This window comes from Mesorhizobium sp. WSM4841, assembly GCF_055811515.1.
In genome coordinates, this window is record NZ_JBVVQC010000001.1 from 236,055 (window position 1) to 256,660 (window position 20,606).

The following is a 20,606-nucleotide window of genomic DNA, read 5'->3' on the forward strand; positions in this document are numbered from 1 at the left end:
CGTCATGTTCGCGCTCCCTTTCTTTCGCCGTGACCTGCCGGCACTGAAGGGTGACCGGGTCACGCTGCGCGTGCCGCTGACCAATGACTATCGTGAATGGTCGGTGCTGCGCGGGGAAAGCCGCTCCTTCCTGGAGCCGTGGGAGCCGCGGTGGAACCCCGACGAGCTCGACCGCACGGCCTGGCGGCATCGCCTCAGCCGCTATCGCGAAGACTATGCGCAGGGAACGGCCATAGCCTTCTTCATCTTCGAGAAAGGCAACGGCAAGCTTGTCGGTGGAATCACCCTCGGCAACATCCGCCACGGCGTCGCACAAAGCGGTCATATCGGCTACTGGATCGGCGAGCGCTACGGCGGCCGTGGCCTGATGACCGACGCGGTCAAGGTGGTGACGCGCTTCGCCTTCGATACGCTGAGGTTGCACCGGATCGAAGCGGCCTGTATTCCCGACAACGCCCGGTCGATCCGCGTGCTTGAAAAAGCCGGATTCCGGCGCGAAGGACTTCTGCGATCCTATCTCAGGATCAATGGCATCTGGCAGGACCACTACCTCTACGCCCGGATCGAAGACGATCCGCCGGGCGCGGGAACGAAGGACTGATTTTTGACGAATTTCCTGCGAATCGGGTCGTTGTTCGCCTTTGTGCTGACGGCAATCGTCGTGCTCTGCGCGGCGTCCTCGGCCTTCGCCGTCGAGCCGATCAAGATCGCCCGCGACGACGTGGCGCTCGATCTTTCGGGCGCCGTCGAAATCTACCGCAACCAGGGCGAGAACTTTCAGGTGTCGACCGCTCCGGGCCCGGACGGCATCGTGCGGCGCATCGAGGTCGAGGCCAATGATGCGCGCTCGACCGGCGACTGGGCAGTGTTCGCGCTTGCCAACACCACCGATCAGCAGCTCGACAGGCTGATCGTCGCACCTCATTTCCGGCTGGTGAATTCCGGCATCTTCTGGCCGGATCTCGGCTCGACCCGCATTGCCGCGATCACACCCAGCGAGGGCTTCGCGCTCGACCGCCAGACCAGCCCCGACGCCGATGTGTTTCGGGTGACGCTGAACCCCGGAACGGTGATCACCTTCATTGCCGAACTTGCCTCGCCCAAACTGCCGCAGGTCTATCTATGGGATCCGGAATCCTACAAGGACTCGGTCAACTCCTACACGCTGTTTCGCGGTATCGTCATCGGCATCGCCGGCCTTCTGGCGCTGTTCCTGACCATCCTTTTCGTCGTCAAGGGGACCTCGATGTTCCCGGCAACCGCAGCACTCGCCTGGGCGGTGCTCGCCTATATCTGCATTGATTTCGGCTTTCTCAACAAGGTTTTGGAAATATCGCCCGGCAACGAGCAGATGTGGCGAGCCGGAACGGAGGTGGCGCTTGCGGCGACCTTCGTGGTGTTCCTGTTCGCCTATCTCAACCTCAACCGATGGCACGGCCATTTCAGCTACGGCGCGCTGGTCTGGATTCTGGGGCTGGTACTGATCGCAGGCGTTGCAATCGTCGATCCGGCGGTCGCCGCCGGCATCGCCAGGCTGTCCTTCGCCGCCACCGCGCTGACCGGCCTCGGCCTGATCATCTTCCTCGGCATACGCGGCTACGACCGTGCCATCATGCTGGTGCCCAGTTGGGTCATGGTCCTGTTGTGGCTATGCGGGTCGTGGATGGCGATCACCGGCATGCTCGACAACGACATCGCCCAGCCGGCATTGGGCGGCGGGCTGATCCTCATCATCCTACTGATCGGCTTCACCGTCATGCAGCACGCCTTTGCCGGCGGCGCGCTGCATCAGGGCCTGTTCTCCGATCTCGAACGGCAGGCGCTGGCCGTCGCCGGATCGGGCGACACGGTTTGGGACTGGGACGTGATGCGCGACCGCGTCGTCACCAAGCCGGATGTCAGCATCCAGCTTGGCCTTGCGCCCGACAGCCTGGGCGGCGCCGCCCGCAACTGGCTGCCGGTGCTGCATGCCGATGATCGCGACACGTTCCGCACAACGCTCGACGTGGTGCTCGAACACCGGCGCGGCCGGGTGTCGCAGAATTTCCGCCTGCGCGGTGCCGATGGGCACTATCACTGGTTTTCGCTCCGCGCCCGGCCGGTGATCGGATCGGACGGCGAGGTCATCCGGTGCGTCGGCACCATGGTCGACGTGACGGAGCAGAAAAAGTCCGAGGAGAGGCTGCTGCACGATGCCGTGCACGACAATCTGACCGGCCTGCCGAACCGGGAATTGCTGATGAACCGGCTGGAGGCGATCATCTCGATCGCGCGCACCGAAGAGAAGGTGCGTCCGACCGTCTTCGTCATCGACATCGACCGGTTCAAGCAGGTTAATGACGGGCTCGGCATCTCGGCCGGCGATACCATCCTGCTGACCATTGCGCGCCGGCTGCACCGGCTGCTCAAGCCGAAGGATTCGCTGTCACGCTTTGCTGGCGACCAGTTCGCACTGATGCTGCTTTCCGAACAGGACCCGGCCCGCATCGCAGCAGTTGCCGACGCCATCAAGCATGCGATCAACAATCCGATCACCTTTGCCAAGCGCGAGATCGTGCTGACCGCCTCGATCGGGCTGGTCACCTGGACCTCGGCGCAGAGTTCGGCCGAGGACATGGTCAAGGATGCCGAGCTTGCCATGCACCAGGCCAAGCGTTTCGGCGGCGACAGGATCGAGCCGTTCCGCCCCGCCTTCCGCACCGTCGGCACCGACCGGCTGCAGTTCGAGTCCGACCTGCGCCGCGCCATCGATCGGCGCGAATTCACACTCGCTTACCAGCCCATCGTGCGGCTCGAAGACGGCAGCGTTGCCGGCTTCGAGGCGCTTTTGCGCTGGGACCATCCGCGCCGCGGCATGATCCCGCCGGGCGATTTCATCCCGGTCGCCGAGAGCTGCGGCCTGATCGTGCAGCTTGGCTTGTTCGCCATGCAACAGGCCGCCGAAGATCTGGCCGGATGGCAAAAGCAGATCGGCGACGCGCCGCTGTCGGTTTCGGTCAACCTGTCCAGCCGCCAGCTCATCCGCCGCGATCTGGTCAGCGACGTCCGCTCGGTAATCGCGCGGGCCAATCTGAAGCCGCGCTGCTTCCGGCTCGAACTCACCGAATCGCTGGTGATGGACAATCCCGAGCAGACGGCCCATGTGCTGAACAAGCTGAAGAAGCTTGGTATCGGCCTGTCGCTGGACGATTTCGGCACCGGCTACTCATCGCTGGCCTATCTGACGCGCTTCCCCTTCGACACGATCAAGATCGACAAGAGCTTCGTCGACGACGCGACACCGAAACGCGCGGTGCTGCTCAAATCCATGGTCAACATGGCGCATGAACTCGGCCTTTCGGTCGTGGCGGAGGGCATTTCGGATGAAAGCGACGCGCTCGAACTGCGCCAGATGGGCTGCGAGTATGTGCAGAGCTTCATGTTCGGCGCGCCGATGCCCGGCGATCAGGTGCTGAAGACGCTGAAGGAACAGTATCCGCTGACTCGGGCTTGATTTCGTGCAAGTCGTTGTCCCAAAATTGCTGCGCACTTTGGGTGACATGCTAGGGGTCCGCCTCCGGGCGCTCGGAGGTTGCGAGTAACCCGTTTTGGTCACGCGGTATCGAAAACTAATTTGCTACCCGCGGCGCGGCTCCATCAATGTTGGAAAGCCTGAATTAACGTCGGCGATAGAGATAGTTCTCGGAAAGGCCGAGGCGACGGCACGATTGAACGGCCGGGGATGAAGGGAGGACGATGCTCTCGCAGATTGCAGCCGTCGTCTTCACAAAAGCACGCTCCCACGGCTTCAACGTCCAGCGGTCGCCGAGTGCCAAGCGTGTGCGCACCCAGCGGGGTAGGATCTCGACTGCCGCCTTCAGAAATGGCCGCTGAAGCGGTCGAGCCACTCCCGGCAAGGCGGGAACGTCTTCCATGATCTGCAGGAATTCCAAGACGATCGGCGACGGGACGAGTCTTTGCCGCATCACGTCGAACAGCGCGTAAAGCTCGGCCTGCGACGTGGGCGCCCCGGCCGCACCATAGAGAAGCGCGACGGGGCGAGCCTCAGCAGACATTGCGTCCCGTTCGAAAAAATACAGACGATGCACATAGACGTGATACGCCTCCATGAAACCAAACCCGGCCGTCGCTTGCACCCAGTCCAGCAACTCCGGGTCGGTGGCGTGGTATGGCTCACCTTCGCTGGTTCGACCCGAAACGCGCCCATGCATCCTGACCACACCTTCAATCATGGCCTTAGCCTTGGTTCGAGGGCCATAGACCGTAACCAAGGCAGCGAGGCCGGTACGCTGTAATCGTCGGAGCGCCTGCGAGCGGAATGTGCTGTGCTGCCAAATGGCGTCGCGAACTCGCGGCTCTGCCAATTCGAGCAGCACCGCCGTAACCCCGCCGATGAACAGCGCAACAGGGTTCTTGAAAATACGCCAGGATACCGAGTTGGGCGCTAACAGCGCCGGCTCGCCTTCCGGGGTCGAGAAGTCCATCTGCGATCCGAGCCGCTGGCGCATGAACGACTGCGCAAGAGTATCCACGCGGCGCTCAAGCGGGCGAGGCAGAGGAATGACGCCCGAGTTGCCAAACATGGTGCGCCTCCGACTCCTGCGAACAGCAAGCGTTAGACCTGTGGGCTAGCGGATACAGCAAGAACGTCCTGGTCTTTCCGTCGTTCCAAATGATCAGCCTGGCGCGCTGCGCATGACCCGCAAGAACACCGGGCCCGGATGATCACGAGCCCGGTCGTGCTGGCCTTATGGGGTAAGATCGAGCGCCGGTACGATCCTGTGATAGGGCAGCCCCGCATCGTCGTTTAGACGCTTCACGTCGGTATCGGAGGCAGCGTCAAACAGGCACATGCAGCGGCCGTCCTCCGGTGCGAAGGTCGAGCGCAGATAGCTGATGTCGGTGCCGTTGGAGGTCATCTCGGCGGCTTTGCTGATCGCCGCCTTCTGCGCACCTCCCAGAGCTTCCATGCTGATGCCCTTGAGGTCGCGTTCCACCATGTAGACAGTCATTTCCAGATCTCCTCCTGTGAACAGTGACCACAGGAGTTGAATGCAGCGGCGGTCGAAAGAGAACGACATTTTTTCTATCGATCGATAGCCGACAGTTATCGATGAAAGGATTACAATGTGGTTTCGTGGAACCGCCTCGGGAGGGCTCGCCATGGAGATGTTTCAGGTCCGCTACGTGCTTGCCGCCGCGAAGATGCTGAACTTCACCAAGGCCGCCACCGATTGCAACGTGTCTCAGCCGGCGCTCACCAAAGCGGTCAAGACGCTCGAGGATGAGCTTGGCGCGCCCTTGTTCCACCGCGAGGGAAAGCGCGTCCTCCTGAGTGAGTTCGGGCGCTCCATTCTGCCGCATCTTCAGCAGATCATGCAGGAGGCCCACGCAACCAGGACGCTTGCCGACAATTTCAGGCTGCTCAACCAGGTGCCGATCCGCCTCGGCGTCATGTCGACCATCGGCCATGTGAAACTCGCCCGGTTCCTCGCAAAGTTCCAGCGCGACTATCACGGCGTCGAGCTTGAAGTTAGCGAGGCGAGCGTTCAGGAACTGAAAAACAGGCTTGAGCAAGGCGATCTCGATCTTGCCGTTCTCAATCCGCTGGAGGGATTGGGAGCGGCGTTCCGCGTCCATGATCTCTACAGTGAGCGTTACGTCGTCGTATTCGCGCCGGATCACCGGCTTGCGAGCCTCAATGCAATCAAGTTGGTCGATCTCTCTCAAGAATCCTATGTCGATCGTCTGTCCTGCGAAATGCGGGACTTGGTAATGGGTGTGTGCCGGGAAAGAAACGTCAGCCTTTATGCCCGCTTTCGTTCCGAGCGCGAGGATTGGATCCAATCAATGGTGCTGGCGCGGATCGGCTTCGCCTTCATGCCTGAATATTCGGTGACATCGCCTGAACTTTTGCAGCGTCCGCTGATCGAACCAGCGGTGGCACGCACGGTGTCCCTGGCTAGCGTTCCGGGCCGGCCCTATAGCCCGGCGACGGCGGCAATGGTCCGAGCTGCCCAGACGTTCGATTGGCCAGGCTAGGCGTTTATTGCTGAGGCTTGAGCTACTGCTGGTTTGAGATGCGTCTGCGCCGCCCTGGTGTTCCTCCGGCCGGTACCGACCGTATTCAGGACCTGCCGACACTCGATCGCTGCGCATTTTGGGCGATGTGGCTGTATGAGACGCCTAAAGGCGGTGAGATGGACATGGCTTTGCTCGCGGTGGAAGAGATGCCTCCAAGCTCTGCCTCAAGCTTCTGGATAGCGCGGGTCAGCGCCGGCTGGGTCACGCAGCAGCGACGCTGCCAGGAAGTAGCGGATTTCGTGCATCTGCATGGATTCGCCCTTTCCCGATGACAGCCATGCATCGGCGCGACAAAATATTAGCATTTTCTTTTTCTTCGGAACGACTGCAACTTTCTTGCTTCGTTGGAATCGCGCTCGCCCAAGGAGCGCGGGTGAAGGCTCACAATGGCCGGATGGAAATTTGAGGGAGGACAATCATGACCTTGCCCAGCTACGCAATGAACCAGGCAAGTTTCCCGGAGATGTACGAGCGGTGGCTCGTCGGCCCTCTCTTCCGTCCATGGGCCGAGATGGCTCTTGACGAGCTGGAATTGTCTTCGGGCGATCGCGTACTCGATATCGCTTGCGGAACAGGAATAGTGGCGCGCGTTGCAAGAGAGCGGCTCGATGAAGCCGGATACATCGTCGGCGTCGACATCAGCCCCGACATGCTTGCCGTGGCGCGGGCTGTAGAACCAGCCATCGACTGGCGTCAGGGCAATGCCAGCGAGCTGCCTCTGCGTAACGGTGAGATGTTCGACGTGGTCGTCTGCCAGCAAGGACTGCAGTTCTTTCCTGACAAACCCGCGGCGGCGGCGCAGATGCGTCGCGCGCTGGCGAAGGGTGGCAGGCTGGCGATCGCCACGTGGCGCCCAGACGACGAAATCCCGTTCTTTCGCGAATTGCGCCGCGTCGCGGAGCGCCATCTGGGCGCCATCGCCGATCAACGGTACAGCTTCGGGGAAGCGGCTCCACTTGAGGCGCTGCTGCGAGACGCCGGCTTCCACGAGGTCCGATCGAGGATTGTTTCGCGCACCATCCATCTCGGGGAAGGCGCACCTTTCCTGCATTTGAATACGATGGCGCTGGTCGGGATGAGTTCCTTAGCCAAGGAAATGGGCGATCAGGAACGCAAGCGCGTCGTGGAGGCGATCGTGAGCGAGAGTGCGCCCGTGCTGCAGCCATACACCATTGGGTCGGGACTGGCCTTCGAGCTCAGCACCAATCTGGCGACAGCCAAAGGCTAAATGACTCTCACCAACGGAGAACTCGTTCGATCGAGTATTGCGCCGAGAATGGCTGCTCATGCACAATCTTCCGTTCGAGAACCGAAGGGATTGCCCCGCTGCGGTCGAGCGCAGACCACCTCAGGGAAATTTCTGCCCGCAATCGAGAGGCTTCACAAGCAACGCATCGGCTACGCAGCCCTCGATTAAAATCAGCTTGCTTTACATTTCGAATTATTTTGCCGCACTGTGGCCATTGTGCCGCCATTATCCATGACTAGCTAAATGAAGCACTGACCGTTCTTCTTGTCTTTTTCGACGTTGACGGCTCAACGTTGGAAATAGATCTGCCCCAGAATATCTGGGCGGCTAGACAAGGAACGGAGGGGGACCTGGCGTCACTCCAAAGGACAATTGAATTCTTTGCTTGCGGAGGCGTCCTCCTTTCGGGCGGACGGCCTTTGTCGAAAAGGATCGCGGGGCTTGGCCTGGCGGCGACAGTGGCAGCCATGCCATGGCCGGTCTATTCGGGAGTTTTGGTCAACGGAGTGACCGAAGCCGCAGTTGCCACTGCTGTTCCGTACTCCGCTTTGAGTTTCCCCTCGGCCGCGTCCGAGTTCGACATCATCGATCCGGGCACCATATCGACCTCCCGACGCAAGGGAGAAGGCACACTGGCCGACGCGTTGAAGGGCACCGTCTCCATCCTTTCCGAAGGCGCGGAACAGATCGTCATCGGGATGTCGGTGCACGAGTTCGGCGAATACAAGGTGTCGCAGTACATTGCCACCGAGATTCTGCGTGCCGCCAAGGACACCCAATTTCCAGCCGACACCCTTTTCGCGATCGCCGAGAAGGAATCCTCCTTCGACATCAACAACCGCCCGCCTAAAGGGTCGGCACTTGGTCTTATGCAGTTCCTCGACCAGACATGGCTCGAGGCGGTGAAGAAGTACGGTGCAGAGTTCGGCCTGGGCGACGAAGCGGAACTGATCCGGATCCGCCCCGAGGGCAAGCGCGAACACCATTTCGTCGACGACAAGGCCGAAGAAGAGCGCATCCTTGAATTCAGGCGCGATCCCTATCTGTCGGCAGCACTGGCGGCCAAGAACCTTCTCGCGGCCAAGGAACGCATCGAAGCCCGTCTCGAGAAGGCTATGGACGAAAGGGATCTTTACCTCCCCCATTTCCTTGGCACAAACGGGGCAGCAACACTCCTGTCGAATGCCGAAGAGAAGCCCAATGCCACGGCCAGCAAAATCTTCCCCAAGGCGGCGCGCTTCAATACTGCCATCTTCAAGGCCGAGGGAAATCAGCTCACCGTCGGCCAGTTTCACCAGCGCATGCGCTCCTTCCTGGAAGCCCGCATCGGCAAATACAGCGATGTCGAAACCCGCGTGAAACAGGCTGACCTGTCCTGGACAGCCGGTATCGAGAATCTCGTCTACGATTTGGGCAAACGGCTGGCGATGACACTGCAGCGGTAGCCAGCCAGGTATCGGGTTTTCACCACTAAAGCGCGTCGCGTTTGATCGGCCTCACGCGACGCGCTTTAGGTTGTTGTTTTATGCATATCGTTATCGCAAAACCGCTGCACACTTTTGCGCGACATGCATTAGGCGTGCCCGGCCGCCAGGCTGAGATGCGCGAGGTCGATGCCGATCGAAGCGAGAATCCGGTCGTATTTGCGCTCGATGTCGGTATCGAACAGAAGCTCCGCATTTGCCGGGCAGGTCAGCCAACCGTTCTCGGCGATTTCGCTTTCCAGCTGACCGGCGCCCCAGCCCGAATAGCCGAGCGCCATCAGCGCGTGCCGGGGCCCACGGCCCGACGAAATGGCGCGCAATATGTCGACGGTCGCGGTCAGGCAAATGTCGTCGGAGACGGCCAGCGACGATTCCACCCGGTAGTCGCCCGAATGCAGGACGAAGCCGCGGCTGCGGTCCACCGGTCCGCCGTTGCGCACGACGAAGTCGCGGGCCTGCGCGGGCAAGCGGATCGCCTCCTGTTCGTTCATGATGCCGAGTTGCACGAGCAGATCCGGAAACAGCATCTGCTGCGTCTGGTTGATGACCAGGCCCATCGCGCCTTCGTCGCTGTGCGCGCAAATGTAGATGACGGAACGCGTGAAGCGGTCGTCCTTCATGCCGGGCATGGCAATCAGGAACTGGTCGTCGAGAAAGCCGCGTCCCGCAGCCATCTTCTTGTGGCGCAACAAGTCCATGAGGGGAGCGTAACGCGTTTCTGGAGCGCCGAAAAGATGCGCCGCGCGCGATTTGGTCGCAGATGTGCATCTAAGGTCACGCAAGCTGTGCCCGAGGTCACGCAAAAGCTGTGCCCGAGGTCACGCAAATATGATAGCAGCGACCCCATGAAGTCATTGCGCAGCCATGAAAGGACGCTCAAATCACCGCCATGCAAAGCTTGAAAGTCCTGCTGCTCAGCGCCGCTGTCGGATGTGGAACCGGCCTTCCCGCCGCAGCCTCCTCGTCGATCTGGTACAATAGCGAAGGCGGCAAAGTGCGGCTTGTGACCAGCGGCAAGCCCGACGAAGCCGGGCGCATCCATGGCGTCCTCGATATTGCGCTCAAGCCTGGCTGGAAAACCTACTGGCGCGATCCGGGCGACGCGGGCGTGCCGCCGCAAATCGATATCTCGGCCAGCACCAACATTGTCAACGCGACGTTTTCGTTTCCACCGCCCCAGCGCCACGACGACGGCTACGGCAAATGGGCCGGCTATGACCATCCGGTTTCGCTGCCGGTGACCTTCACGCTGTCGGCGCCGAACGAGCCGGCCGTCATCGATGCCGATATCTTTCTCGGCATTTGCGAGACGATCTGCATCCCGGTGCAGACGAAGCTGACCATCGATCCGGGCTCCGATCCGGACAATGTCGAAGATGCCGCATTGGTGAAGGCGGCCCTTGCAACCCTGCCTGCTCCCGCAGGACCCGATTTCGGCATCAATATCCTGCCGGGCGACCGCGAGACACTGATTGTCGAGGCGAGCTTTCCGGGCAATCCCGAAGCAGCGGATTTCTTCGTCGCCGGTGAGCGGGATTACATGTTCGGCGTGCCGGCCCGCAGCGAAAAGGAAGGCAAGCTGGTGTTTACCGTGCCTATCCTCGACAGGCCGACGACGACGCCGACGGATGGCGGACTTTACTACACGCTGACAACTGCGGCCGGAGCGGTCGAAGGCCTGCTGCCGTTCCCTTGATCCCGAGCAAAGGATGTTCAGGTCGAACATCCTTTTGTGTTCCCGGCTCCCCGATGTTGCGGGAAACAGCTGAGTTCGCTATCGCAAGAACACTTCCATTCCATCTCTCAAGCGAGGACCATGATGACGATTGCCATTGGCGATAACCTGCCCGATGCGACCTTCAAGACGATGACTGCCGACGGCGCAAAAGCGATCACGACGGCCGAGATTTTCTCGGGAAAGAAGGTGGTGCTGTTCGCCGTTCCCGGCGCTTTCACGCCGACCTGCTCCAACAATCATCTGCCCGGCTATCTGGATAATTACGACGCCATCCTGGCGCGCGGCGTCGACACCATCGCCGTCGTTGCCGTCAACGATGTTCACGTGATGGGCGCCTGGGCTCGCTTCAGCGGCGGTGAAGGCAAGCTCTTTTATCTTGCCGACGGCAATGGCGATTTCGTCAAGTCGATCGGCCTTGACGCCGATCTTTCCAGCGGCGGCATGGGGCTGCGCTCGAAGCGGTTTTCGATGATCGTCGACGACGGCAAGGTCACCGCGCTCAATGTCGAGACAAAGCCCGGCGTCGACGAATCCGGGGCGGCTCATATTCTCGGACAGCTTTAGATTTTCGGCTTGGGCTCTTAAAGCGCGTCGCGCTTTTAAGTCTTTGTTTTTCGTTATCCCAAAACCGTTGCGCACGCTCGGGTCAAGCGCGAGGGCAAGCTTTTGGGCGACATGCATTAGGGATTGTTTGCTTGGGGGACCTCAATGATGTTTGACATCTTCTGGCGCGCTGTGGCGATCGGCATCGGCGCCACGGCGCTCATGGACCTCTGGGCGATTTTTCTGAACACCGTGTTTGCTCAGCCGCGGCCGAACTGGCGACTGGTCGGTCGCTGGGTCTGGCATCTGAAGCGCGGCAAGGTGTTCCACGACGACATCGGCGAGGCAGCACCCTACGCGCATGAATCGGCGCTGGGCTGGGCCTTCCACTATTTTGTCGGCATCGTCTACGGCGTCGTTCTGGCCGTTTTGGCAGGAGCGGCGTGGCTGGCCGCGCCGACCTTCCTGCCGGCGTTCATCCTCGGAATCGTCACCGTGGGCGCCGGCTGGTTCCTGCTGGCGCCCGGCATGGGTGCCGGCTGGGCCGCATCAAAGCGCCCCAACCCTATGCAGATCCGCGCCCTCAACCTCGTGTCGCATACTGTGTTCGCGCTCGGACTTTTCGGCACGGCGCTGCTGATCCGTTAGCCAAATTAATCGTCGCGGTGCTGCGCCAGCCTGTCGATCGGCCGCCATCCGTGGACAACGCGACGCGCGCGGATATCGTACGCGAAATAGTTCCCGCCGCCCGCTGGCTGATCCGCCTCGCGGCTGATCTCCCGCTCGCCGAGAGAAACCAGCAGAAGCGTTCCGACACCTCCGTGGCCCACGAAAGCAACGTCGGCGGCGTCATCTGTGCCGAGCACAGTGTCTACCTCGCTCAGAATACGATGCTGAGCATCGATAGCCCGCTCCCATCCGCGAATGCTGCTGTATGGATTGGCGAAGAATTGGTCCGCGACCGCTTCGAACTCCGCAGGCGGTAGGAAACCGGTTGCCGATCGGTCATTCTCATGCATCCGTTCCCTCACCTCGACCTCAAGGCGGAGATGCCTTCCGAGTATCTCGGCGGTTTCCATCGCCTTGCGTTCACCCGATGACACGATACGCCGGATCGACCGAACCCACGGCTGATCGAGCATTGCAGACGTTCTCGCTCGCCCGATGTCGGATAGCCCCCACTCTGGCACTGGAACATTGGCATCGATCCGAACCTGAGGATGCGTGATGTAGTATGCGATCGGCATGATAGGGTCTTCCTGCCAGAGAGCGGACCCGCAGCGGGAATTCAATAACTCTGGGTCGAGCGCCGTGGCTTTGCGACCGCCGGCTGCTTCGACTGCGGGCCTGGCTTCGGCGTCGCGGTCTTGACGGGGCCTTTCTTGAACGGCGCCATGCCACGCCGCGCCAGCTCGTCGGCACGCTCGTTCTCCGGATGGCCGGCGTGGCCCTTGACCCAATGCCAGATGACCTGATGACGGTTGCGCGCCTCGTCGAGGGCCTGCCACAGCTCGGCATTCTTCACCGGTTGCCTGGCAGCGGTCTTCCAGCCGTTGCGCTTCCAGCCGTCGATCCAGCTGAAAATACCGTCCTTGACGTAGTTGCTGTCGGTATAAAGATCGACGGCGCAGGGTTCTTTCAGCGCATTGAGCGCCGAGATGGCGGCCAAAAGTTCCATGCGGTTGTTGGTGGTAGCAGCCTCGCCGCCCGACAGTTCTTTCGTGACGCCGTTGAAGCGCAGGACCGCCCCCCAGCCGCCAGGCCCCGGATTGCCCGAACAGGCACCATCGGTGAAGATTTCAACGCGCTTTGTCATGTCAGTCCATACTCGGAAGGAGATTTGATCGCCCGGTGGAAACGCATCCGCCTGATATATTCGGTCGGGTCGCGTTTTATGACCAGCCCGCCGTTGGCAACGGTCAGCCAGTCGTAAAGCCGGGTCAGCATGAAGCGCAGCGCCGAGCCGCGCGCCAGTATCGGCAGCGCAGCTTTCTCCTCGCCGCTCAAGGGCCGCACGCTTTGGTAGCCGGCAAGCAGCGCCGTGCCCTTGGTCAGGTTGAAGGAAAAATCCTTCTCGAAGCACCAGGCGTTGAGGCAGGTCGCGACATCATAGGCGTAGAGATCGTTGCAGGCGAAATAGAAGTCGATCAGGCCGGACAGTTTTTCGCCGAGGAAGAAGACATTGTCGGGGAAAAGATCGGCGTGGATGATGCCTTCCGGCAGGTCCTTGGGCCAGTTCCGCTCGAAATCGGCGAAGTCGGCATCGACCTCGGCCGCCAGTCCCGGCTCGACCTCGTCGGCGCGAGGGCGAGCGGCGCTCCACAGCTTGCGCCAGCCATCGATGGCAAGAGCATTCGGACGGGTCATCGGAAAGTCGGCGCCGGCAAGATGCAGTGCCGCCAGCGCCTTGCCGACCTCGCCGCAATGCGCTGATGTCGGCCGCCGCAGCGAAAGACCTTCGAGGAAAGTGATGATGACCGCCGGCCGGCCGGCAAGTGTTCCGATGACGTCGCCATCATGCGCCGTCACCGGAAGCGGGCAGGAAATGCCCTTCCTGGCGAGATGGCCCATGAGGCCGAGGAAGAACGGCAGGTCGGCCTTGTCGACGCGCTTTTCGTAGAGCGTCAGGATGTAGGAGCCGCTGGTCGTGTGCAGCAGGAAATTCGAGTTCTCGGTGCCTTCGGCGATGCCCTTGTAGGATAGGAGATCGCCAACCGGATAGGCCTTCAGGAACGCGCCGAGCTCGCCTTCGTTGACGTCGGTGTAGACCGCCATGGGCTCTTCACGCGGCTCCGTTGACGAAGGCCATGTCGGCCGCCGTCAGTTCGACGTCGCGCAGGACCCGCATCACCGGAAAATCCTCCGTTTCCGTCGCCGTCACCGCCAGCTCGATCGTCACGTCGAAGCGCTGCCGGAAGGCGTCGATGATCTCGTCGACGATGATTTCCGGCGCCGACGCGCCGGCCGACAGACCGAGCGTCGAGATTCCGGCAATGTCGGTCCACGGAATTTCGGAGGCGCGCTGTACGAGAAGCGACATCGAGGCGCCGGCGCGTTCGGCCACTTCGACAAGACGCCGCGAATTGGAGGAGTTGGGGGCGCCGACAATCAGGAAGAGATCGGAGCCCGCGGCGGTCTCCTTGACCGCTTCCTGACGGTTGGTGGTGGCGTAGCAGATCGATTCCGCGGCCGCCGCATGCAGATCGGGAAAACGATCCTTAAGCACCCGGATGATGCCGGCGGTGTCCTCGACCGACAGCGTCGTCTGGGTGACGAAACCGAGCGCCTGCGGGTCGGCGGGCACCAGATTCGCCGCGTCGGCTTCGGTCTCGATCAAGGTGACGGCGCCGTCCGGCAACTGCCCCATCGTGCCGATCACTTCCGGGTGGCCGGCATGGCCGATCAGAAGCACATGGCGGCCGAGCCGCTGATGACGCATCGCCTGCTTGTGGACCTTCGACACCAGCGGGCAGGTGGCGTCGAGATAGAAGAGATTGCGCGCCTGGGCGTCCGCCGGCACCGACTTCGGCACGCCATGCGCCGAAAAGACGACCGGGCTCTGGCGATGTTCCGCCGGTATCTCGGAGAGTTCCTCGATGAACACCGCACCGAGGCTTTGCAGCCCCTCGACGACGTAGCGATTGTGTACGATCTCGTGGCGGACATAGACCGGCGCGCCGTATTTCTTCAGCGCCAGCACGACGATCTGGATGGCGCGATCGACGCCGGCGCAGAAGCCCCGCGGTTGGCAGAGCCTGACGGTCAGCGGTGGCTTTGTGGTCGTGTGAAGCATGATTCCCGGCCGGTTGGTCGTAACGTGAGCTCAAGTCTTGAACTCAAGGCGCGAAATGAGGTGCGCACCCCTGCCCTGTCAAGGGCGCCGGTGCCGATCATTCTTCTTTCGCCGGGCGGCGAAGCGTGAAGATGAGGACGCCGGCAAGGGCAGCGGCAAGGCCGTACCAGGTTACGGCGTATTGCAAATGGCTGTTCGGCAGGTCGATGATTGTAACGCCGCCGACCGGCAGCCCACCCGGGTTCGGCGTGGCGTCCGCGTCGAGGAAGAATGGCACCAACCCCGCGCCGGCCGGCAGACCGGCGCTGGCCGCCATGGCATCGCGATCCTTCCAGTAGAAGATGTTCTTTTGCGGATCATTGTCGGGAAGCATCATCGAGGGCTTTGCCGGCAGCGGATTGCGGGCGAGCCCCGTCACCGTCACCTGGCCCGCACCCTGGCTTTGCGGGCGCTTGGCCGCGTCCTTGAGATCGTAGGGCACGAAGCCGCGATTGATCAGGACGAAGCGGCCGTCCTCCAGATGCAGCGGTGTGAAGATATCGAAACCGGACTGGCCTTCCCAGGTCGCGAAGAAATGCCGCTCGCCTTGATGCAGGAAAGTGCCTGATGCCGTCACCGGCGTGTAATCCACATCGCCGGTTGCGGCGAACCGCTTTTCGACCTCGGCCAAAGGCACAGGTGCGGAATGCGTGCGCTGGCCGATGGTCTGGAGAAGACCCTCTTTCCAGTACAGGCGCTGGACCTGCCAGGTGCCGAGCGCCAGCAGGATGAAGAACAGCACGAGGCCGAGGCCAAGCAGCAATGCCGTCTTCGGCCGCGAACGGCCTGCGATCGAGGCGGATGTCGTGCTCATTCGCCGAGGTCCAGCCTGCCCTCCGCCGCCTTGTTGCGGTATTGCAGCGTCAGGAGCACACCCTTGATCAGCCTGAGCGCGCCCAGGCAAAGCACAAGCGTCAGCGGTATCCACAGCAGGAAATGCAGCCAGAGCGGCGGATTCAGCGTCACCTCCATCCACAGCGCCAGCCCGACGACGATGAAGCCGATGATCAGGATGACGAACACCGCCGGACCGTCGCCGGCATCGGCGTAGGAATAGTCGAGGCCGCAATTGGCGCAGCGTTTGCCGACGGTGAGGAAGCCGGAAAACAGCTGTCCCTCGCCGCAACGCGGGCAGCGGCCGTGAAGGCCGGCCGAGATCGGATCGATTGGTGGCCAGATCGCCTTGTCGTCGCTCATTGCGATACCTTAGTGCCCTTCGCCCCAAAAGATAAGGCGGCCACGTCGCCGCAGCCGCCCACGCAATTCCTCAAGAAGATTTCAGTGACCTTCGATCACCGCGCCGCTCGAGGCCCAGACATAGATCGACGCGAACAGGAAAAGCCAGACCACGTCGACGAAGTGCCAGTACCAGGCGGCCGCCTCGAAGCCGAAATGGTGCTTGGGCGTGAAATCGCCCTTCATCGCGCGAACCAGGCAGACCAGCAGGAAGATGGTGCCGATGATGACATGGAAGCCGTGGAAGCCGGTCGCCATGAAGAAGGTGGCGCCGTAAATCGAATCCCTGAAGCCGAACGGCGCATGCATATATTCGTAAGCCTGCACCATGGTGAACAGCATGCCGAGACCGACCGTCAGCACCAGGCCGTTGATCAGCCCCTTGCGATCGCCATGAAGCAGCGCGTGGTGCGCCCAGGTCACAGTGGTGGCCGACAGAAGCAGGATGACGGTGTTGTAGAGCGGCAGGTGGAAGGGGTCGAGGACCTCAAGGCCCTTCGGCGGCCAGACACCGCCGGTGAAAGCGGCGCGGGCGTATTGCTGTGCTTCGCCGGGAAACAGGCTGGCGTCGAAGAAAGCCCAGAACCAGGCGGCGAAGAACATCACCTCGGAAGCGATGAACATGATCATGCCGTAGCGCAGATGCAGCGACACGACACGCGTGTGGTGGCCTTCGTGAGCTTCCTTGATGGTGTCCGACCACCAGGCGTACATGGTGTAGAGGACGATCAAAAGGCCGATGAAGAACAGCCACGGATTGGCGATGTTGAAGCCGAAAATGGGGAAATCGCCGCCCTTGAGATACTGCATGTAACAGACGCCGCCGATCGCGGTGACCAGGGCGCCGATCGAGCCTAGGAACGGCCACGGGCTTGGGTCGACGAGATGGTAGTCATGTTGTGGTTTTGCGTGCGCGTCTGCCATATCAACCCCCGAGGCTTCGTTCGGTATGTGAAACTTTGTTGCTTGTGCCTTCGGCCGGCACTGATGACGTCACCGGCTTGTTTTTCTCGTTCTTCTCGACCGGGAACATCGTGTAGGACAGGGTAATCGTCTTCAGGTCCTTCAGTTCCGGCGCATTGACGATGTCGGGATCTACATAGAACACAACCGGCATGTCCAGCGTCTCTCCAGGCTTCAACGTCGTGTCGGTAAAGCAGAAACACTCGACCTTGTTGAAGTAGGATCCTGCAAGTTCCGGCTGCACGTTGAAGGTGGCGCGGCCGGTGGTGGCGCGGACGAATTTGTTGGTCGCGCTATAATGCGCCTGCGCCGTCTCGCCTATCTTGATGGTGACCGAGCGGGCGACCGGCTGGAACTGCCAGGGCACACCGACTGTGTTGGCGTCGAAACGGATGGTGATATCGCGGTCGAGCACCCGGTCGGCATATTGCTGCGTTGCGCGTTTTACGGTGCCGCCGTAACCGGTCGCCTGGCAGAACATCGCGTAGAGCGGCACCGCGGCATAGGCCATGCCAATCATGCCGCCGAAAAAGGCGATGCAGACGCCGGCGACGACGCGGTTGGTGTTCTTCTTTTGAGGATGGGTCACTGTTTGGCGGTTCATCTTGAGCCTCACATCGTTCCGGTGAGGTTGTGACCGAATTTCACGACGGTCGCGATATAGAAGATGACGACAAGCACCGCCAGCGCCAGGCCGATGGCTACCGAGCGGTTGCGCCGGGCCTTCTGCTGGCGCTCCGTCAGCGTGACGAGTTCAAGCTTCTTGTCGGCCATGGTCATGCTCCACCCATGGCAAGCACGCGCCCGACAACGCAGTCGGCAAGGTAGACGGCGAAAATGGCAAAGAGGTAAAGCAGCGAGTAGCCGAACAATGCCTTGGCCGGCTTCATCACATGGTCGTCGTCCGCCATCTGCAGCACCTTCCACGCGTACCAGACGAAGCCGGCACCAAGCAGCACCGCAAAGACACCATAAGCGGGGGTGGTGAAACCGAGCGTCCATGGCAGCACGCCAACCGGTGCAAGGATCAGCGCGTAGGCAAAGATCTGGCGTCGGGTCGAAGCCTGGCCCGCGACATTCGGCATCATCGGGATGCCGGCCCTGGCATAGTCCTCGGACTTGAAGAGGGCGAGCGCCCAGAAATGCGGCGGCGTCCACAGGAAGATGATCAGGAACAGGACGATACTTTCCAGGCTAACTGTTCCGGTCACTGCGCCCCAGCCGATCACCGGCGGAATGGCGCCGGCAGCACCGCCGATGACAATGTTCTGTGGCGTCCAGCGCTTCAGCCACATCGTGTAGACGACGGCATAAAAGAAGATGGTGAAGGCCAGCAGCGTCGCCGACAGCCAGTTGACCAGCACGCCGAGCGTCATCACCGACAGCACCGACAGCACCAGGCCGAAACTCAGCGCCTCGCCGGGCCGGATGCGGCCGGCCGGCACCGGACGGCCGGCGGTCCTGGTCATCACCGCATCGATATCGGCGTCATACCACATGTTGAGCGCGCCGGAGGCCCCTGCACCAATGGCAATGGCCAGGATAGCGATCACCGCCAGAAGCGGATTGATGGTCACAGGTGCCGCGACCAGGCCGACAAAGGCGGTGAACACCACCAGCGACATGACGCGCGGCTTCAACAGGGCGAAGAAATCGCCCGCCGTCGCTTCCGACACGCGAAAGCCCGGTTCGTCAGTCAAGGTGTCGTCGACAAGGGCCATGCGTACTTAAAGTCCATCATTCCGTTGGCCAAAACCGCCGGCGAACCGGCGGTTCCGTATTTCCCCCAGGCAGAAGCCTATTTGATCTTCGGCAGCTGTTCCCACTGGTGGAAGGGCGGCGGCGAAGGCAGCTGCCATTCGAGCGTCGTTGCACCCTCGCCCCATGGGTTGGCGCCGGCAACCCGCTTCTTCTGGAACGCCTCGAACACGCCATAGAGGAAGATGACCACGCCGACGGCCGAAATGTACGAGCCGTAGGACGACACCATGTTCCAGCCGGCAAACGCATCCGGATAATCGATGTAGCGGCGCGGCATGCCGGAGAGGCCGAGGAAATGCTGCGGGAAGAAGACGAGGTTGACGCCGACGAAGGTGACCCAGAAGTGGGTGTTGGCGATGACAGGCGAATACATGTAGCCGGTCATCTTCGGGAACCAGTAGTACCAGCCGGCGAAGATGGCAAAGACCGCGCCCAGCGACAGCACATAGTGGAAATGCGCGACCACGTAATAGGTGTCGTGCAGCGGGCGGTCGAGACCGGCGTTGGCAAGCTGGACGCCGGTAACGCCGCCGACGGTGAACAGGAAGATGAAGCCGATCGCCCAAAGCATCGGGGTCTTGAGCGAAATCGACCCGCCCCACATGGTGGCGATCCACGAGAATATCTTCACGCCCGTCGGCACGGCGATAACCATCGTGGCGAAGACGAAATAGCGCTGCGTGTCGAGCGACAGGCCGGTCGTGTACATGTGGTGCGCCCAGACGATGAAGCCGACCGCACCGATCGCGACCATGGCATAGGCCATGCCGAGATAGCCGAAGATGGGCTTCCTCGAGAAGGTTGAGACGATGTGGCTGACGATGCCGAAGCCCGGCAGGATCAGGATGTAGACTTCCGGGTGCCCGAAGAACCAGAACAGGTGCTGGAACAGGATCGGGTCGCCGCCGCCGTCCGGCGCGAAGAAGGTGGTGCCGAAGTTGCGATCGGTCAAAAGCATGGTGATGCCGCCGGCCAGAACCGGAAGCGACAACAGCAGCAGGAAAGCGGTGATCAGCACCGACCAGGCGAACAGCGGCATCTTGTGCAGCGTCATGCCAGGCGCGCGCATGTTGAAAATGGTGGTGATGAAATTGATGGCGCCGAGGATCGACGAGGCGCCGGCGATGTGCAGCGACAGGATCGCAAGATCCATCGCCGGTCCCGGCTGGCCCGATGTCGATAGCGGCGGATAGATCGTCCAGCCGCCGCCGACGCCGTAGGCGCCAGGCGCGCTCGGCATGAAGGCCGAGATGATCAGCAGGATGAAAGCCGGTGGCAGCAACCAGAACGAGACGTTGTTCATGCGCGGGAAAGCCATGTCGGGCGCGCCGATCATGATCGGCACCATCCAGTTGGCGAAGCCACCGATCAGCGCCGGCATGACCATGAAGAAGATCATGATCAGCGCATGCGCGGTGGTGAAGGCGTTGTACATGCTCTTGCCGCCGTCGAGCGCAGCGTCGGCGTTCAAGCCGTAGACCATCTGCGCCAGGCCGGTGAAAATCTGGATCCCCGGCTCCTGCAGTTCCATGCGCATGACGACCGAAAGGGCACCGCCGACGCAGCCGGCCATGATCGCGAAGATCAGATAGAGCGTACCGATATCCTTGTGGTTGGTCGAATACACCCACCGGACCCAGCCATGATACGGCTTGTGGTCGTGGTCGTGAGCTGCAGCGTCTGCCATGTTCGGCTCCGTTCCCTGATCTTTTCTGG

23 protein-coding genes are annotated in these 20,606 nt (G+C 61.5%); 9 read left to right on the forward strand and 14 right to left on the reverse strand.

The window, feature by feature from the left end; translation table 11 throughout:
- Positions 1 to 4: 4 nt before the first annotated feature.
- Both AC0L14_RS01110 and AC0L14_RS01115 read left to right on the forward strand, forming a co-directional pair.
- Positions 5 to 601: a GNAT family N-acetyltransferase gene (locus AC0L14_RS01110; RefSeq protein WP_473748436.1), complete on the forward strand. Its 597-nt coding sequence runs from the start codon at positions 5 to 7 to the stop codon at positions 599 to 601.
- A 3-nt stretch (positions 602 to 604) separates the two neighbouring features.
- Positions 605 to 3,493 carry an EAL domain-containing protein gene (locus AC0L14_RS01115; RefSeq protein WP_473487611.1) on the forward strand — a complete coding sequence of 963 codons (2,889 nt, stop codon included), beginning with the start codon at positions 605 to 607 and terminating at the stop codon, positions 3,491 to 3,493.
- 163 nt (positions 3,494 to 3,656) lie between these two features.
- Here AC0L14_RS01115 and AC0L14_RS01120 read toward each other — a convergent pair whose 3' ends face one another.
- Positions 3,657 to 4,583 (reverse strand): oxygenase MpaB family protein, encoded by a 927-nt coding sequence (locus tag AC0L14_RS01120; RefSeq protein WP_473748437.1) that lies wholly within the window; start codon positions 4,581 to 4,583, stop codon positions 3,657 to 3,659.
- Positions 4,584 to 4,748: 165 nt separating this feature from the next.
- A complete protein-coding gene (locus AC0L14_RS01125) occupies positions 4,749 to 5,012 on the reverse strand; it encodes a DUF4242 domain-containing protein (protein WP_292180858.1) in 264 nt (87 codons plus the stop codon).
- A 151-nt stretch (positions 5,013 to 5,163) separates the two neighbouring features.
- Between AC0L14_RS01125 and AC0L14_RS01130 the strand changes: the two genes are divergently transcribed.
- The 4 genes from AC0L14_RS01130 (at position 5,164) to AC0L14_RS01145 (ending at position 8,778) form a co-directional block, all read left to right on the forward strand.
- Entirely contained in the window at positions 5,164 to 6,042 is an 879-nt protein-coding gene (locus tag AC0L14_RS01130) for a LysR family transcriptional regulator (RefSeq protein WP_473528644.1), read from the forward strand.
- Between the two features lie 17 nt (positions 6,043 to 6,059).
- Positions 6,060 to 6,356, forward strand: coding sequence for a hypothetical protein (locus AC0L14_RS01135; protein ID WP_473528645.1), 297 nt, complete (start codon positions 6,060 to 6,062; stop codon positions 6,354 to 6,356).
- A gap of 146 nt (positions 6,357 to 6,502) precedes the next feature.
- Entirely contained in the window at positions 6,503 to 7,312 is an 810-nt protein-coding gene (locus tag AC0L14_RS01140) for a class I SAM-dependent methyltransferase (protein ID WP_473748438.1), read from the forward strand.
- 440 nt (positions 7,313 to 7,752) lie between these two features.
- Complete coding sequence (locus AC0L14_RS01145) at positions 7,753 to 8,778, forward strand: transglycosylase SLT domain-containing protein (protein ID WP_473528647.1); 1,026 nt, start codon at positions 7,753 to 7,755, stop codon at positions 8,776 to 8,778.
- Positions 8,779 to 8,906: 128 nt separating this feature from the next.
- On the opposite strand, the gene AC0L14_RS01150 is transcribed toward AC0L14_RS01145, so the two are convergent.
- Positions 8,907 to 9,515 (reverse strand): YqgE/AlgH family protein, encoded by a 609-nt coding sequence (locus AC0L14_RS01150; RefSeq protein WP_023799312.1) that lies wholly within the window; start codon positions 9,513 to 9,515, stop codon positions 8,907 to 8,909.
- Positions 9,516 to 9,706: 191 nt separating this feature from the next.
- Between AC0L14_RS01150 and AC0L14_RS01155 the strand changes: the two genes are divergently transcribed.
- From AC0L14_RS01155 to AC0L14_RS01165, 3 genes are all read left to right on the forward strand, one after another.
- Positions 9,707 to 10,513, forward strand: coding sequence for a protein-disulfide reductase DsbD domain-containing protein (locus AC0L14_RS01155; protein WP_473487617.1), 807 nt, complete (start codon positions 9,707 to 9,709; stop codon positions 10,511 to 10,513).
- Between the two features lie 123 nt (positions 10,514 to 10,636).
- Positions 10,637 to 11,119 carry a redoxin family protein gene (locus AC0L14_RS01160; RefSeq protein ID WP_473748518.1) on the forward strand — a complete coding sequence of 161 codons (483 nt, stop codon included), beginning with the start codon at positions 10,637 to 10,639 and terminating at the stop codon, positions 11,117 to 11,119.
- 147 nt (positions 11,120 to 11,266) lie between these two features.
- Complete coding sequence (locus AC0L14_RS01165) at positions 11,267 to 11,746, forward strand: DUF2938 domain-containing protein (RefSeq protein ID WP_473637159.1); 480 nt, start codon at positions 11,267 to 11,269, stop codon at positions 11,744 to 11,746.
- 5 nt (positions 11,747 to 11,751) lie between these two features.
- Here AC0L14_RS01165 and AC0L14_RS01170 read toward each other — a convergent pair whose 3' ends face one another.
- The 11 genes from AC0L14_RS01170 to ctaD form a co-directional block, all read right to left on the reverse strand.
- Positions 11,752 to 12,345, reverse strand: a complete 594-nt coding sequence (locus tag AC0L14_RS01170) for a histidine phosphatase family protein (protein ID WP_473528650.1) — start codon at positions 12,343 to 12,345, stop codon at positions 11,752 to 11,754.
- 41 nt (positions 12,346 to 12,386) lie between these two features.
- Positions 12,387 to 12,914 (reverse strand): ribonuclease HI, encoded by a 528-nt coding sequence (gene rnhA / locus AC0L14_RS01175; protein WP_473637124.1) that lies wholly within the window; start codon positions 12,912 to 12,914, stop codon positions 12,387 to 12,389.
- A complete protein-coding gene (locus AC0L14_RS01180) occupies positions 12,911 to 13,873 on the reverse strand; it encodes a homoserine kinase (RefSeq protein WP_473748440.1) in 963 nt (320 codons plus the stop codon). Before AC0L14_RS01180 ends, rnhA begins: the two co-directional genes overlap by 4 nt.
- 7 nt (positions 13,874 to 13,880) lie before the next feature.
- The gene (ispH, locus tag AC0L14_RS01185) at positions 13,881 to 14,891 is read right to left on the reverse strand and encodes a 4-hydroxy-3-methylbut-2-enyl diphosphate reductase (RefSeq protein WP_258119018.1); all 1,011 of its coding nucleotides are present in this window, start codon (positions 14,889 to 14,891) and stop codon (positions 13,881 to 13,883) included.
- A 97-nt stretch (positions 14,892 to 14,988) separates the two neighbouring features.
- Positions 14,989 to 15,744: an SURF1 family protein gene (locus tag AC0L14_RS01190; RefSeq protein WP_473748441.1), complete on the reverse strand. Its 756-nt coding sequence runs from the start codon at positions 15,742 to 15,744 to the stop codon at positions 14,989 to 14,991.
- On the reverse strand, positions 15,741 to 16,127 hold the full coding sequence (locus AC0L14_RS01195; protein WP_095492400.1) for a DUF983 domain-containing protein: 387 nt from the start codon (positions 16,125 to 16,127) through the stop codon (positions 15,741 to 15,743). Before AC0L14_RS01195 ends, AC0L14_RS01190 begins: the two co-directional genes overlap by 4 nt.
- An 81-nt stretch (positions 16,128 to 16,208) precedes the next feature.
- On the reverse strand, positions 16,209 to 17,090 hold the full coding sequence (locus AC0L14_RS01200; RefSeq protein ID WP_473748442.1) for a cytochrome c oxidase subunit 3: 882 nt from the start codon (positions 17,088 to 17,090) through the stop codon (positions 16,209 to 16,211).
- A 1-nt stretch (position 17,091) separates the two neighbouring features.
- Complete coding sequence (locus AC0L14_RS01205) at positions 17,092 to 17,733, reverse strand: cytochrome c oxidase assembly protein (RefSeq protein WP_473748443.1); 642 nt, start codon at positions 17,731 to 17,733, stop codon at positions 17,092 to 17,094.
- An 8-nt stretch (positions 17,734 to 17,741) separates the two neighbouring features.
- Positions 17,742 to 17,903 (reverse strand): hypothetical protein, encoded by a 162-nt coding sequence (locus AC0L14_RS01210; protein WP_077381685.1) that lies wholly within the window; start codon positions 17,901 to 17,903, stop codon positions 17,742 to 17,744.
- A gap of 2 nt (positions 17,904 to 17,905) precedes the next feature.
- Positions 17,906 to 18,850, reverse strand: a complete 945-nt coding sequence (locus tag AC0L14_RS01215) for a heme o synthase (protein ID WP_473748444.1) — start codon at positions 18,848 to 18,850, stop codon at positions 17,906 to 17,908.
- Positions 18,851 to 18,927: 77 nt separating this feature from the next.
- Positions 18,928 to 20,577, reverse strand: coding sequence for a cytochrome c oxidase subunit I (ctaD, locus tag AC0L14_RS01220; protein WP_123147071.1), 1,650 nt, complete (start codon positions 20,575 to 20,577; stop codon positions 18,928 to 18,930).
- Positions 20,578 to 20,606 lie beyond the last annotated feature (29 nt).

Excerpts from the sequence above, each read along its gene's own strand:
- AC0L14_RS01110 (WP_473748436.1), top strand. The coding sequence starts at position 5 with ATGTTCGCGCTCCCTTTCTTTCGCCGTGACCTGCCGGCACTGAAGGGT.
- AC0L14_RS01120 (WP_473748437.1), bottom strand. The coding sequence starts at position 4,583 with ATGTTTGGCAACTCGGGCGTCATTCCTCTGCCTCGCCCGCTTGAGCGC.
- AC0L14_RS01125 (WP_292180858.1), bottom strand. The coding sequence starts at position 5,012 with ATGACTGTCTACATGGTGGAACGCGACCTCAAGGGCATCAGCATGGAA.
- AC0L14_RS01130 (WP_473528644.1), top strand. The coding sequence starts at position 5,164 with ATGGAGATGTTTCAGGTCCGCTACGTGCTTGCCGCCGCGAAGATGCTG.
- AC0L14_RS01140 (WP_473748438.1), top strand. The coding sequence starts at position 6,503 with ATGACCTTGCCCAGCTACGCAATGAACCAGGCAAGTTTCCCGGAGATG.
- AC0L14_RS01150 (WP_023799312.1), bottom strand. The coding sequence starts at position 9,515 with ATGGACTTGTTGCGCCACAAGAAGATGGCTGCGGGACGCGGCTTTCTC.
- AC0L14_RS01155 (WP_473487617.1), top strand. The coding sequence starts at position 9,707 with ATGCAAAGCTTGAAAGTCCTGCTGCTCAGCGCCGCTGTCGGATGTGGA.
- AC0L14_RS01160 (WP_473748518.1), top strand. The coding sequence starts at position 10,637 with ATGACGATTGCCATTGGCGATAACCTGCCCGATGCGACCTTCAAGACG.
- AC0L14_RS01165 (WP_473637159.1), top strand. The coding sequence starts at position 11,267 with ATGTTTGACATCTTCTGGCGCGCTGTGGCGATCGGCATCGGCGCCACG.
- AC0L14_RS01170 (WP_473528650.1), bottom strand. The coding sequence starts at position 12,345 with ATGCCGATCGCATACTACATCACGCATCCTCAGGTTCGGATCGATGCC.
- rnhA (WP_473637124.1), bottom strand. The coding sequence starts at position 12,914 with ATGACAAAGCGCGTTGAAATCTTCACCGATGGTGCCTGTTCGGGCAAT.
- AC0L14_RS01180 (WP_473748440.1), bottom strand. The coding sequence starts at position 13,873 with ATGGCGGTCTACACCGACGTCAACGAAGGCGAGCTCGGCGCGTTCCTG.
- ispH (WP_258119018.1), bottom strand. The coding sequence starts at position 14,891 with ATGCTTCACACGACCACAAAGCCACCGCTGACCGTCAGGCTCTGCCAA.
- AC0L14_RS01190 (WP_473748441.1), bottom strand. The coding sequence starts at position 15,744 with ATGAGCACGACATCCGCCTCGATCGCAGGCCGTTCGCGGCCGAAGACG.
- AC0L14_RS01195 (WP_095492400.1), bottom strand. The coding sequence starts at position 16,127 with ATGAGCGACGACAAGGCGATCTGGCCACCAATCGATCCGATCTCGGCC.
- AC0L14_RS01200 (WP_473748442.1), bottom strand. The coding sequence starts at position 17,090 with ATGGCAGACGCGCACGCAAAACCACAACATGACTACCATCTCGTCGAC.
- AC0L14_RS01205 (WP_473748443.1), bottom strand. The coding sequence starts at position 17,733 with ATGAACCGCCAAACAGTGACCCATCCTCAAAAGAAGAACACCAACCGC.
- AC0L14_RS01210 (WP_077381685.1), bottom strand. The coding sequence starts at position 17,903 with ATGGCCGACAAGAAGCTTGAACTCGTCACGCTGACGGAGCGCCAGCAG.
- AC0L14_RS01215 (WP_473748444.1), bottom strand. The coding sequence starts at position 18,850 with ATGGCCCTTGTCGACGACACCTTGACTGACGAACCGGGCTTTCGCGTG.
- ctaD (WP_123147071.1), bottom strand. The coding sequence starts at position 20,577 with ATGGCAGACGCTGCAGCTCACGACCACGACCACAAGCCGTATCATGGC.